Below are 12,516 nucleotides of genomic sequence, written 5' to 3' on the forward strand. Positions count from 1 at the left end.
GCGGGCTTCTCCCGGCGTGCCATCGAAGGTTTTTCCCGGCCTTCATGGCAGCATCGGTCCGCCGTCGGCGTTGGCACGCTTTCCGCGGCACCCGTAGGTCTCGGCATCCGTCCCTCCAACAGGCGAGCCTGCTCTCGTTCTGGGCCGTACGGGCCTCAGGAAATCCGCCTTGCGCTTTTGCCTTTCGGCTGGGGCGTTCAGTGGCCGCCTGAGATGGGTTGAATGTACGCCGGGTAAGGGGTTCAGGGAATGCCCGCCCGCCTGTGGATAGCGGGATTATCGGGGACCGACGACAAAACCCTCGGAATTCGGCGGCCGAACCCCTTAGACAGCCTGCCCCGCTTTTTTAGCGACCTTCCATGTTGGAGCCTTGCCCCGCCGACCGGTCCGCGTTTGAATGTCGGCAAAAGACTTTGGGCGCCAGCGTGGACTCTGCCGCGCATTTGCGGGATGTGCCTCGGGGGAGGGTCGGGATTGAAGGTCGGCGTGGTTCTCAATCCGATTGCCGGAGGCGGCAGGCTCAAGCGGCACTGGGCGGAGGCGGCGGCGTCGCTCAAGGCGAATTTCGGCGATTTCGACCTGCGCGAGACGCAAGCCAGCGGCGACGCCGAGCGGCTGGCTATCGACCTCGCCGCCAGCGGATGCGAGCTGGTGATTGCGGCCGGCGGCGACGGCACCGCCAGCGAGGTTGCCGACGGGCTGCTGCAGGCGCAGGACGAGATCGGTCATGAAAGCGCGCTTGGACTTTTGCCCTGCGGCACCGGCATAGACTTCGCGCGCGGGCTTGGCCTGCCGCGCGGCATAGGAGCTTCGGTCAAGCAAATCGCGGATGCCAAGGGCCGGAAAATCGACGCCGGCCGCGTCTGCTACATCGACGACCATGGCGCGCTGGCTAGCCGCCACTTCATCAACATCGCCGGCCTTGGCCTGTCCGGCGCGACGGATCGCGCCGTCAATGCCGACAAGCGCAAGGGCATGGTGTCGGTCAAGGCGCTGTTCTTCTTGCGCACGGTCCTGGAGTTCATCCGCTATCGCTTCCAGGATGTCCGGATCACCATCGACGACGGCGAGCCGGTCGAGGCGCGCATGGCGCTGGTGGCGGTGGCCAACGGCAAATTCTTCGGCGGCGGCATGATGATCGCCCCGGACGCCGAGCTCGCCGACGGCCAGTTCGACATCGTCATCCTGCGCGCCGCCGGCAAGCTCGGCCTGATAAGAGACATCCGCCTGCTCTATGGCGGCAGGCACCGTAACCATCCGGCGATCACCATCCTGCGCGGCCGCAAGGTGCTGGTCGAGCCGCTGGGCGATGTCGAGATGAACGGCGCGCTGGTCGACATAGACGGCGAGTCGCCGGGGCGGATTCCGGCGACTTTCGAGATACTGCCCGGGGCGCTGACGCTGAGAGGTTGAATCAACTCTGTGAGCGTTTGATTCAGCTGGTGCGGCCAGATAATTGAAATAGTTGACTGAATTGTTGCCGGGTCATACTTCCAGCCTGGCCGGGAAGCCCGGCGCGCGAAGCTCCACACCCACCGCATCCTCGAGCAGCTTGACGATCTGCGTCGACCAGGCGTTGCCCCCATAGGCACGCTTGCCTTCCTCGAAGATCGCGTTGACGCGTGTCGCCAGATCGAGCGGCGCGCCGAACTCCCTGCCCATGGCGAGCGCGAAGCCGAGATCCTTCAGCGCCAGGTCCATGGTGAAGCCGATGTCGTAGGAGCCGTTGAGCACGAGCTGGCTTTCGGTCTCATGGACGAAGCTATTGCCGGAGGAGGCTACGATCGCGTGATAGGCTTGCGCAAGGTCGAGGCCGCCTTGCTTGGCCAGCATCAATGCCTCGCCGGCTGCGACGAGATGGATGAAGGCCAGCATGTTGGTGATGACCTTGATGACCGCAGCCGAGCCGACGGGCCCCATCAGGAAAGACTTCGCGCACATCGCTTCGATGGCCGGGCGATGGCGCTCGTAGAGCGTGGCGTCGCCACCAACGAGCGCCGTGATCCTGCCTGCGGCCGCCAGATGCACGCCGCCGGTGACCGGGCATTCCAGCGTCTCGATGCCCATTGCCGAAGCAAGCGCGGCAAGTCGCAGAATCTCGTCGCGGCCATTGGTCGACATCTCGATCCAGGTGCTACCCTTAGGCAGACCCTGCAGCAATCCGTCCGCGCCGGCGAGCACCGCTTCGCTGACCTTCGGCGAGGGCAGGCAGGTGATCGCATTGCCGGCGCGGGCGGCGGCCTCGGCCGGGCTCGTCGCCGCCGTGGCGCCGAGCGCGACAAGGCGCTCGACCGCCGCCGGGTCTCTGTCGAACACCGTGACGGCAAAGCCGTTGCGAAGCAGGCTGGCCGCGAGATTGCCGCCAAGATGACCAAGTCCGATGAAGGCGTAAGCGAGGGTCATGGCATCAACGGCGTCTGCATCATCTGCAGATGCAGGTCCTTGCCGCTATAGGGGTGCGCGTCGCAGACCGTCTCGTCGAGCTCGACGCCAAGGCCGGGCTCTTTCGACGGGATCACGTTGCCGGCCTGCCATTCGATCTTCTTCTTGAGCAGCGTGGCGTGAAAACCGTCCCACTGTTTCAGCGATTCCAGGATGAGGAAGTTGGGCAGCGTCACCGCCAGTTGGATGTTTGCGGCACCGACGATCGGGCCGCAATAGCAGTGCGGCGCCACCTGGATGTGGTAGGCCTCGGCCATGGCGGCGATCTTCTTGGTTTCCAGGATGCCGCCGGAGCGGCCGAGATCGGGCTGCAGAATTGTGGCGGCGCGGTTCTCGATGACTCGGGCGAACTCGAACTTGGTCGTCAGCCGCTCGCCGGTGGCGATCGGGATCGAGGTGCCGCGGGCGACCTGCGCCATCACCTCCGGCATATCCGGCGGCACCGGCTCCTCGAACCACAGCGGATCGAAAGGCTCGATGGCGCGGGCAAGCCGCAGCGCGCCCGAAGCAGTGAACTGGCCATGCGTGCCGAACAGGATGTCGGCCCGCGTTCCGACCGCCTCACGGATCGCCTTGATCATGCGCGCCGACAGATCGATGTCGATCAGGCGCGGCTGGTGGCCGTCATAGGCGGTGTAGGGGCCGGCCGGGTCAAGCTTCACTGCGTTGAAGCCCTGCTCGACATATTCAAGCGCGCAGGCGGCAGCCATGTCGGGGTCGTTGTAGACATTCTGGCCGCGCGCATCCTCAGAATGGACGCTTCCGGAATGCGGATAGAGATAGGTGTAGGAGCGCAGCGTCTCATGGACCTGGCCGCCGAGCAGCTTGTAGACCGGCTTGCCGGCCTCCTTGCCGATGATGTCCCAGCAGGCCATTTCCAGCGCCGAGAAGCAGCCCATGCCGGAGACGTCGGGGCGCTGGGTGAAGCCGGAGGAATAGGCGCGGCGAAAGAAGTTCTCGATGTCGTGCGGGTCGCATCCGACGAGATACCGCTCGGCCATGTCCTCGATCATTTTCGCAGTGACATGCGCCGAGAAGGTGGCGTTGTAGGCTTCGCCATAGCCGACCACGCCGCCGTCGGTTGTGATCTTGACGAAAATGAAATACTTGCCACCGATGCCAGGGGGCGGGTTGCCGACAACCCAGGTCTTGACGTCGGTGATTTTCATTTCTGATCCTCCAGAACCAGGTCGGCGCCCTTCCACCCTGTCAGTATCGAGGCGGCGTTGGTGTTGCCCGTGATATTGTCGGGAAAAATCGAAGCGTCGATGACGCGTAGACCCTCCAGCCCGTGAACCTTCAGTCGCGGATCGACGACGGCGCGCGCGGCGTCCGGCCCCATGCGGCAGGTCGAGACCGGGTGATAGACCGTGCCCGAGCGTTTCCTGAAGTCCTGGATCAGATCGGCATCCGAAGTGATTGACGGTCCAGGCAAAACCTCTTCCTCGATGATGTCGGCCATCGCCGGCATCGCGGCGATCCTGCGCACGAACTTCACCGCCGCCAGCATCTCGTCGACATCAGCATTGGTGGAGTAGGCATTGGCCGTGATCCTCGGATAGTCGCGCGGATTGCTTGAGCGGATCATGATCTCGCCGCGGCTCGACGGGCGGCAGTTGGACAGACCGATCGAGAACCCCGGCCAGGGGTCGGGCGTCAGGATCGGACGTTCACCACTCTTCGGGATGACGGTCGAGAAGGCCTGGAAATAGAGCTGCATATTCGGCCGCTCCATCGAGGCGTCGGTGCGGAAGAAGCCGCCGGCATTGTTCATCGACAGCGACAACGGTCCGGAGCGCAGCAGGATGTATTGCATGCCGACGAGCAGCTTGCCCCACCAGGGCCGCAGGATCTGGTTCAGCGTCGGCAGCTTGCCTTTAAAAGTGTAGTTGATGCCGACATGGTCCTGAAGATTGGCGCCGACATTGTCGTTGGCCTCGACGACCGGGATGCCCAAATTGCCAAGCAGCGCCGACGGCCCGACGCCGGAGAGCTGCAGCAGCTGCGGCGAGTTGATCGAGCCGCCCGAGAGGATCACCTCGCGGCCGGCGCGAGCAGTTTTCTTCTCGCCGTTCTGCTCATATTCGATGCCCACGGCGCGCGTGCCTTCGAACAGGATTTTCGTCGCCAGCGCGTTGGTCTCGACACGGACGTTGCCGCGCTTCATCGCCGGCCGCAGGAAGGCGCGGGCGGCCGACATGCGGCGGCCGTTCTTGGTCGTTATCTGGTAGACGCCGACGCCTTCCTGGGAGGCGCCGTTGAAGTCGGGATTGAAGGGGAGGCCGGCCTGCTCGGCGGCGGCGAGATAGCGCTTGGTCAGCGGGTGCACCGCGCGCGAACAATCGGTGACATGCAGGGGGCCGCCGACACCGCGCCACCGGTCGGCGCCGGCCGCGTTGTCTTCCATCGCCTTGAAGGAGGGCAGGAGGTCGTCATAGCTCCAGCCGGGATTGCCGGCGGCGGCCCAGGCGTCGAAATCCTCGCGCGCGCCGCGGATGAAGACCATGGCGTTGATCGAGCTCGAGCCGCCGAGCAGCTTGCCGCGCGGCCAGTGGTCGGCATTGCCGGCGAGGCCCGGATCCGGCTCGGCCTTGTAGTTCCAGTTGACGATGGGGTCGAAGAAAGTCTTGCCGTAGCCGAGCGGCATCTGGACGTAGAAGCGCCGGTCGGTTCCGCCGGCTTCCAGCACCAGCACCGAGAAGCGGCCCGAAGCCGACAATTTGTCGGCCACGACCGAACCGGCCGAGCCGGAGCCGACGACGATGAAATCATAAGTCTGCATGACAGGCGGGCGCGCTCCGAAATTCGCGGTCTAGCCTAGACATTGCCGGTTCACGTCGTCGCCGGACCTTCCGGCATGGCTTGTGAAAAAAGCGACTGCTCCGGCGGCGCAGTTTTCGCTTTCAGCAGAGCTTGCGACAACGCAATCGCATTGGTACGGGTTCAGGAAAGCAGCGGCTGGAGGACTTTCCTATGGTGCATTACGCGGACGGAAAACCCCTCGGCGACCTCACGCTGCGCACGCTTGCCATGCCGTCCGACGCCAATGCCGCCGGCGACATCTTCGGCGGTTGGGTAATGGCGCAGATGGACCTTGCCTGCGGCATCCGCGCCGCCGAGCGTGCCAAGGGGCGCGTCGTCACCGCCGCGGTCAAGGAGATGTCCTTCGCCAAGCCGATGAAGATCGGCGACACGCTCTGCATCTATACCCATGTCGAGCGCGTCGGCCGCACTTCCATGGTGCTCAAGGTCGAGGCCTGGGCGCAGCGCTACCTTTCCGACCTGATGGAGAAGGTCACCCATGCCGATTTCGTCATGGTGGCGCTCGACGGCGAGGGCAAGCCGAAGCCGGTTCCGGCCGAGAGCTGATTCCGCAAAACTTGCCGTTTTGTAACGACGCCCGCGCGGGAGATGCGCTGTGCGACATCCAATGGTTGCTTTCGCGCCCCAGTTTGTGGCTGCGAGGGGAAAACAATGCGTCAACACATACTGAACGGCTGGCTCGTGACGGCTCTTATCGCGCTGGTCTGCCTGCTCGGCATAACGGCCTACACGGAGGTCAGGAAAGACCTTCCGCGAGTCGCCTGCTCGAGAGGTCTCAAGGCGGCGGATAGGAGGCCGGTGCAGTTGGAAAGCTGCTCGACGACGTGCTGCGGCGGCACCATTCGAAGTGCCTGATCGGTGGCCGGCTAAAGACAGTCACCCTTGTCGAGACGGATGCATGCAGGCACTTGCGAGGCTGGCTGCGGAGCCGCTGCAAATCCGATCAAAGACGGAAGGTACGAAAGCCCCGGCGCCGAGCCGCATTGTTCATCCGACGGTTCAGAAACCTTTGAACCACAAGGGTTTCAGACCTGCTGGCTGTCAAATTTCGCGCGCGCCTCGCGGACCCGATTGGTATTCTTGCGCGCCCATTCGCCGAGCGCGCCGACCGGCACGAGCAGCTCGTGGCCGAGCTCGGTCAGCTCGTAATCGACACGTGGCGGAATGGTCGGAAACACTTTTCGCGTCACGAACCCGTCGCGTTCCAGACCGCGCAAGGTAGTTGTCAGCATCTTCTGCGAAATGCCGCCGACAGCGGCGCGCAATTCGTTGAAGCGCAGCGCGCCGTCGCCCAGCTTGCCAACCACGAGCACGGTCCATTTGTCGCCGACCCGTTGCAGGATTTCCGACACGGCTCGGCAGTCTTCGGTGATATGCGGGTGCCTCAGTAACATAAACGTGCCCCCTTGCGCGCTGATTTGTCAGTATCACATATAGCGCCGGTATCCAAACGATACCAGAAATTCCCGCAAGGAGAGCCCCTTATGTCCAAGCCCAAAATTGCCATTGTCGTCGGTTCGACGCGCGCCGCCCGCTTCGCCGACGTGCCGGCGCAGTGGATCGCCAAGATCGCCAAGACCCATGCCGATATCGACGTCGAGATTGTCGATCTGCGCGACTGGCCGCTGCCTTTCTTCGACGAGGTCGCATCCTCCGCCTGGGCGCCGTCGCAGAACGAAGTGGCGCAGCGCTGGCAGAAGAAGGTCGCCGAGTTCGACGGCTTCATCTTCACCGCCGCCGAATACAATCACGCTCCGACTGGTGTCCTGAAGAACGCCATCGATTACGCCGCCAATGAATGGAACAAGAAGCCGGCCGGCTTTGTCGGCTATGGCTCGGTCGGCGGCGCACGCGCGGTCGAACAGCTCCGCTTGATCGCCGTCGAGTTGCAGATGGCTCCGGTCAAGTCGGCCGTCCACATCGCCTGGGGCGATTTCCTTGCGGTCCGCCAGGGCGAGAAGAAGCTCGAGGACCTCGAGCATCTGAACCAGTCGGCCGCGGCGCTTGTCAACGACGTCGCCTGGTGGGCGAAAGTGCTGAAGGCGGCGCGTGCAGCCGATGCGATCGCCGGCGAAGCCCAGGCCGCCTAAGCGATCAATTGAGTTTGTCCTCCCAGTAAGAAAGGGGCGGCGCCGGGCGCCGCCCCCTTTTTTTAGTGCTAGTACCGAGCTGCCTATCGTGCGATCTGGTGCCTCGCGCAGTAGTCGTTCAAGGCTTTTTTTGACGTCGAGCTCGGCGGAATACGCCCGCCGTATGCCGACATGCTTGCCTCCCTTGACAGAGACGAAAGCATGACGGCCGCCTCCAGCGTCCGCTTGCCTCTGTTCGGTACGGACGACGAATGAACGTAGTGCTCGAAACGTGACCGTTACGAGTCAATTTGCGTAGGGGCGAACTCCATCTATTTCTTCTTCAACAGCCGCGCCTCCCGAAGAAGCGAGTTGGCGTCGATGCCGATCATCTCGACAAGTTCGCGCGCCTGGGCCTCGGTGATCCCGGTCTCCTTCACGAGAAACCGGACCCGGAATTCCTTCTCTGCCTTCAGTCGCTCGTCGCGTTCTTGCTTGTTGTCGGCCATGGATTTTTCCCCATGACCTGAAACCGCAAGTTGACGCTAAGGTTCCCCTCAGCGCACGACCTGCCGATGACCGTCGGGCAGCCGGGTGGCGATCAGCTTGTCGATGCGGCGGCCGTCGAGGTCCACCACCTCGAAGCGCCAACCTTGCGCGTCGACGCACTCGCCGGTCGTCGGCAGGTGGTGGAGATGCGACAGCACATAGCCGGCGACGGTCTCGTAGTCGCGGTTCTCGGGCAGGTCGATGCCCAGCACCTCGGCCATCTCGTCGGCCTGCATGTAGCCAGCGAGCAGCCAGGAGCCGTCGTCGCGCTTGACGGCGTTTTCCTCCTCGCCCGCATCGAGGTCGGAGCGGAACACGCCAGTGATCGCTTCGAGGATATCGGCCGGCGTGACAATGCCTTCGAAATGGCCGTATTCGTCATGGACCAGCGCCATCGGCACATCCGATTCCCTGAGCTTCTGCAGCACGTCGAGCGCGTCGGCCTGGTCATGCACGATGGGGGCGGCGCGCACATGCTGGCGCGGATCCAAAACCCTTCCGGCCAGAAGGGCTGCCAGCACATCGCGCGTCTGGATGACACCGACCATGGCGTCGACATTGCCGTCGCCGACGGGCAGCCGCGAGTGCTGCGTTTCCATCAAGAGCTTTCGGGTCACCGTCTCGTCGGATTGCAGGTTGAGCCAGTCGACCTCCGTGCGCGGCGTCATCACGGCGCGCACGGCGCGGTCGCCGAGGCGCATGACGCCGGCTATCATGCGGCGCTCGTCGGATTCGATGGTGCCGTGATGCTCGGCCTCGGCGACCAGCATTTTGATCTCCTCGTCGGTGACCTTCTCTTCCGCCTCGCCGGCCTGGCCGAGCAGCCACAGCACGGCGCGGCCGGAGAGGTCGAGCAGGAACACGAGCGGCGCCGAGACGGTGGCGAGGATCGTCATTGCCGGCGCGGCCCTGACCGCGACGCGTTCCGGGTCCTTGAGCGCGATCTGCTTCGGCACCAGCTCGCCGACGATCAGCGAGGCATAGGTGATCAGAGCGACGACGATGCCAACACCGACGGGGTCGGCGATGTTTTCGCGGATGCCGGTCGACGCCAGATATTGCGCCAGCCTTTCGCCGAGCGTGGCGCCCGAGAAGGCGCCTGAGAGAACGCCGACGAGTGTGATGCCGATCTGCACCGAGGACAGGAACTTGCCGGGATTGGAACCCAGTGCCAGCGCGCGGCCGGCGCCCTTGATGTTGCGGTCGATCATCGCCTTGAGGCGGGCGGGCCGCGACGAGACGATGGCTAGCTCCGACATCGACAAGAGGCCGTTCACCAGAATGAGGACGGCCACGACGGCGATTTCAACATAAAGCATGCGCGGTCAATAGCATTGCTGCAGCGCATTCGAAAATAGCCTGCCGGTATTTTTGGAACATGACAGCTTTGGCGCGCGACCCGGCGGCTTCCGAACGGTCGTTCGGCAGGACGCGTCAGCAGGCCGTGGCGAGTTTGGCACTCGGGTAGGATACCGCCACGAAATCAAAAAAGCGGATCATGCAAAATCAATGGGATAGAGTGGAACCAATATCAAATGATATAGTTAGAACAGCTTGCGGGGGATTGCCCAATGGCGCTCGAACCGAAACGCAGCCTCGTCCAGAAGCTTCTGGAGGAGACTGGTATTACCGAGGCGCAGGCGCTGGAACTGATCTCGCTGCTTGGATCGAACTGGTCGTCGCTCGTCCGGGAGGCGAAAGCCATAAGGGACAGCCTGAAGCCGCGGACCGGGCCCCCATCCGCATGACGGTCTGCGCCGCCTCTCGGCTTCGTCGTGCCGTCACTGCTGTGCGCTCAACACGCCGATCACGGCCGTGCCGTCGGTGAAGTAGGGATCGCCGCCGCCATTGCGTCCCGTCCTGGTGGCACCGATCCCCGGTATCTCGCTGGTTGAGGTAAGCAGACCGTCGGCCTTCAGGCCGCCGATCAGGAAGTCGCGCTCGGCGTCGATGTCCGGGCTGATATGGTGGGTAATGGCGCCCGTGTCGTGGCTGAGGCCGACGCCGCGATCGAAGCTCGCGGCGCCCAGCCAAAGCGGGCGGCCGTCGTCGCCGACAGTGTCTGTCTGCCAGACGCGGACGTGGTGGCGCCGGTCGGCGCTGCCGCCGACCGGTTTCTCGAAGGCAAGGTCCTGGGCGCGGCCTTCGAACAAAAGGCGGCTCATCGGCGCATCGGGGTAGGGACGGGAAAACAGGACGCTTTCTCCGATGTCGATCGCGGTCCTGAGCGTGACGGCATCGGCCGTATCCCAGCCCGCGACCGCGAAGGCGTGGACCACCTCCTTCTCAGTACCAACAACGCCGACATTGATCGGATCGCCGGGAATGCCCTGTGGCGTATGCGTCACCATCTCGAAGGGGCGGGTGCGGAAGCCGCGCTCCCGCCAGATCCAGAATTCCGGCGCGGCTATATAGGCGAGCGCCAGATAGAAGGCGCAAACCGCCCCAAGCCAGATGGCCGCCCGCCGCGTCAGGCTTCGCTCACCCACGACAACCCGCTCCCAAATCCATGCGCGACCATTTTATGCGGTGTTGGCCGTTTTTGGGCAGACCTCGATGAGATGGAGCGGGCTGCCTCGCGATCGCCACAAGTCAGCGGCAGGCGCGGTAGCCGCTTTTGCGGTTCTTGATGTCGAAATGGAAATGGTTGCGGTGGTCGTAATTGTAGCCGGGGCCGAGCACCGTGGTGAAATACTGGCAGCCGTCGGCGCGAACATTGTTGAGGAAGCCACGGGTTCGGAAGGCGAACCAACCGGGCTTGCGCACGTCGATGTCGTCGCCATTGTTGAGCTCGATGCTCATGACGTCGAGCGCGTTGCCCTTGCCGTGTTCGGACAGCACACCTTCGCCGGCGATGTTGCGGCAGGAATAGCTGGAGCCCTGGTGGATTGCCCTGACGCCGGAGAAGTAGCGCCAGCGGGCGGCCGGCTGCAGCTCATTCTTCGTCCAGGCGGCGAAGGTGGCGGCCATGTTGCAAGTCAGCGTCGCCGCCGGCTTCATTGCGACGCTGCCGATCGCCGTCACCTTCACCGGATAGTCGATGCCGCACTGGCCTTCGTGGATCGGCTGGATGTCCTGGTAGACGACTCCCATCCGCTTGAGCTCGTTACGGCAGTCGATTTCGCTGGCCGGCATCTGCTCGACTGGCGACATCGGCTCGTCCATTCGCGGATAGGCGGCCTGGGTCATGTAGGGATTGGACGGAACAAGGCGCTGCATGCCGGAATATTGCGGTGCGTCGGGCTGTGGCACGGCCGCCGTCTGGCTGCCGACGTCGACAGCCGGCTGCAACGCAAACACGTCGCCGGTGGTGCAGGCCGATACCGTGATGATGGCAAGGGCTGAGACCAACCCGGCGGCGAAGCGGGCAAAATTGTTCCACGGCGCCGCGGCAAGCATCGCGCCAAGTGTTCTGGCCATTGAAAGGCATCCTGTCCCCAGATGGCGCAAGGTTAACCGTCAATTGTAAAGGAAAGATCAGCGCGTCATTCACGCATGGGGCGGAATTGCGGCGCTGTTCTTGTAGGGACGTAGTCGAAACTTCCGAGATCGTGCCTATTGGCAGAAGGTGCCGCCATGACGTCGCGGCTCCAGATCAAGATGGAAATGCAGCGCGTGGTCGGGGTCAGCGCCCGGCCCAAGCACCGTCTTGAATGGTCCGCAGGCGGCCTTGCGCACGGCGTCGAGGAACTTCGCATCTTTTTCCGGAGGCGCGGGCCCGACCTCGATCTTCCTATCGTCCGACAAGGTGAAGCTTGCGATGTCTAGCGCGTTGCCGAAGGCGTGCTCTGACAGTTTCCGGGTGCCGTTGCGCGGGCGGCAGACGAAGGCCGAGGCCTGGTTGACCGACTTCAAATCGGCGCCGAGCTCGGCCTTTGCCGTGGGCTGGACGACATCGGCCATGAAGCGAGCCGCTGCCTCGGCCATCGGGCAATTGAGTTCGGTGCCGGGACTGACACTAATGGATTTGCCGAGCGTCTTCAAAATTATCGGGTAGGGGATCGAGCAGCCGATTTCCGCGTCGTGCTCGGCCTTGTGCTCTTCGAACTCGACTCCAAGCGCCTTCAGCCGCTCGCGACACGCGCTTTCCTCCGCCGGCATCTTGTCGGCCGGCACATCGGCCGAGCGCGGATCGGGAGGCATCGTTTCCTCCGCTGGCTGGGTGGGTTTTTCCGACGGTTGCGGCGCGGTTTCCGGCGGCTCCGGTTCCAGTTCGGCCGGCTTCTCCGGCGGCGTCGGCACGACATCCGGCGTCTCAGGCTCGGATTCGGTGCGCGGCGCGGACTGAGCGCCCTTCGAGCGCGGCGGGCGGGCATCCCATTTCGGATGCGACTTATCCTGGTTGAGGAAGTCGTCATTGCTGCCGAGGCGGCTTTTTTCTTGCCCGGACTTATCGGCGCCGTTCTCCATATCCTGGGGACGCGGCACCGGAACCGGCGTCGCCGGAGGCGTTTCCGGTGCCGGAGCGGCGCTCTGGCTCGGCGACGGCAGATGTCTTTTGTGCCGATAATGGTGTTTGGCCAAGGCTGGCGAAATCAGCAGGATCGCGGCCGCCACAGGCAGCGCCAGTCTGCAAAGTCGTGAAAGGCTCAGCGTTGCCATCGCCCCGAAACGGCGGTCGCGTCGCGAAGTT

The 12,516-nt window shown here is 63.9% G+C and carries 14 protein-coding genes; 5 read left to right on the top strand and 9 right to left on the bottom strand.

Annotated features, from left to right (window positions below; all coding sequences use genetic code 11):
* Window positions 1–474 precede the first annotated feature (474 nt).
* Window positions 475–1,413 carry a diacylglycerol kinase family protein gene (locus P9272_RS22700; RefSeq protein WP_278162256.1) on the top strand — a complete coding sequence of 313 codons (939 nt, stop codon included), beginning with the start codon at window positions 475–477 and terminating at the stop codon, window positions 1,411–1,413.
* Window positions 1,414–1,485: 72 nt separating this feature from the next.
* On the opposite strand, the gene P9272_RS22705 is transcribed toward P9272_RS22700, so the two are convergent.
* Genes P9272_RS22705 through P9272_RS22715 form a run of 3 tightly spaced genes read right to left on the bottom strand, consistent with a single transcriptional unit; the run spans window position 1,486 to window position 5,224 of the window.
* Entirely contained in the window at window positions 1,486–2,403 is a 918-nt protein-coding gene (locus P9272_RS22705) for an NAD(P)-dependent oxidoreductase (RefSeq protein ID WP_278162257.1), read from the bottom strand.
* Window positions 2,400–3,611 (bottom strand): mandelate racemase/muconate lactonizing enzyme family protein, encoded by a 1,212-nt coding sequence (locus tag P9272_RS22710; RefSeq protein ID WP_278162258.1) that lies wholly within the window; start codon window positions 3,609–3,611, stop codon window positions 2,400–2,402. Before P9272_RS22710 ends, P9272_RS22705 begins: the two co-directional genes overlap by 4 nt.
* A complete protein-coding gene (locus tag P9272_RS22715) occupies window positions 3,608–5,224 on the bottom strand; it encodes a GMC family oxidoreductase N-terminal domain-containing protein (protein ID WP_278162259.1) in 1,617 nt (538 codons plus the stop codon). The genes P9272_RS22710 and P9272_RS22715 overlap by 4 nt, the downstream gene beginning before the upstream one ends.
* A gap of 191 nt (window positions 5,225–5,415) precedes the next feature.
* On the opposite strand from P9272_RS22715, the gene P9272_RS22720 reads away from it, so the two are divergent.
* Window positions 5,416–5,811 carry an acyl-CoA thioesterase gene (locus P9272_RS22720; protein WP_042646168.1) on the top strand — a complete coding sequence of 132 codons (396 nt, stop codon included), beginning with the start codon at window positions 5,416–5,418 and terminating at the stop codon, window positions 5,809–5,811.
* A 105-nt stretch (window positions 5,812–5,916) separates the two neighbouring features.
* On the top strand, window positions 5,917–6,120 hold the full coding sequence (locus tag P9272_RS22725) for a hypothetical protein (RefSeq protein WP_278162260.1): 204 nt from the start codon (window positions 5,917–5,919) through the stop codon (window positions 6,118–6,120).
* Between the two features lie 170 nt (window positions 6,121–6,290).
* Here the strand turns inward: P9272_RS22725 and P9272_RS22730 are convergent, their stop codons facing one another.
* Window positions 6,291–6,659 carry a helix-turn-helix domain-containing protein gene (locus P9272_RS22730; protein ID WP_128258360.1) on the bottom strand — a complete coding sequence of 123 codons (369 nt, stop codon included), beginning with the start codon at window positions 6,657–6,659 and terminating at the stop codon, window positions 6,291–6,293.
* A 90-nt stretch (window positions 6,660–6,749) separates the two neighbouring features.
* On the opposite strand from P9272_RS22730, the gene P9272_RS22735 reads away from it, so the two are divergent.
* Window positions 6,750–7,355: an NADPH-dependent FMN reductase gene (locus P9272_RS22735; protein ID WP_128258359.1), complete on the top strand. Its 606-nt coding sequence runs from the start codon at window positions 6,750–6,752 to the stop codon at window positions 7,353–7,355.
* A 311-nt stretch (window positions 7,356–7,666) separates the two neighbouring features.
* Here P9272_RS22735 and P9272_RS22740 read toward each other — a convergent pair whose 3' ends face one another.
* Together P9272_RS22740 and P9272_RS22745 are read right to left on the bottom strand one after the other, a co-directional pair.
* Window positions 7,667–7,843, bottom strand: a complete 177-nt coding sequence (locus tag P9272_RS22740) for a hypothetical protein (RefSeq protein ID WP_278162261.1) — start codon at window positions 7,841–7,843, stop codon at window positions 7,667–7,669.
* A gap of 48 nt (window positions 7,844–7,891) precedes the next feature.
* A complete protein-coding gene (locus P9272_RS22745) occupies window positions 7,892–9,202 on the bottom strand; it encodes a hemolysin family protein (protein WP_128258358.1) in 1,311 nt (436 codons plus the stop codon).
* A gap of 252 nt (window positions 9,203–9,454) precedes the next feature.
* Between P9272_RS22745 and P9272_RS22750 the strand changes: the two genes are divergently transcribed.
* Window positions 9,455–9,631 (top strand): hypothetical protein, encoded by a 177-nt coding sequence (locus tag P9272_RS22750; RefSeq protein WP_278162262.1) that lies wholly within the window; start codon window positions 9,455–9,457, stop codon window positions 9,629–9,631.
* Window positions 9,632–9,664: 33 nt separating this feature from the next.
* On the opposite strand, the gene P9272_RS22755 is transcribed toward P9272_RS22750, so the two are convergent.
* The 3 genes from P9272_RS22755 to P9272_RS22765 all read right to left on the bottom strand — a co-directional run bounded on the left by P9272_RS22755 (window position 9,665) and on the right by P9272_RS22765 (window position 12,485).
* Window positions 9,665–10,372, bottom strand: coding sequence for an LssY C-terminal domain-containing protein (locus P9272_RS22755; RefSeq protein WP_278162263.1), 708 nt, complete (start codon window positions 10,370–10,372; stop codon window positions 9,665–9,667).
* A 103-nt stretch (window positions 10,373–10,475) separates the two neighbouring features.
* Window positions 10,476–11,303 carry an extensin family protein gene (locus tag P9272_RS22760; protein ID WP_278162264.1) on the bottom strand — a complete coding sequence of 276 codons (828 nt, stop codon included), beginning with the start codon at window positions 11,301–11,303 and terminating at the stop codon, window positions 10,476–10,478.
* Between the two features lie 135 nt (window positions 11,304–11,438).
* Window positions 11,439–12,485, bottom strand: coding sequence for an extensin family protein (locus tag P9272_RS22765; protein ID WP_278162320.1), 1,047 nt, complete (start codon window positions 12,483–12,485; stop codon window positions 11,439–11,441).
* Window positions 12,486–12,516 lie beyond the last annotated feature (31 nt).

Origin of the sequence: Mesorhizobium sp. WSM4976, from assembly GCF_029625685.1 — a bacterium.
Taxonomy (GTDB): Bacteria; Pseudomonadota; Alphaproteobacteria; order Rhizobiales; family Rhizobiaceae; genus Mesorhizobium.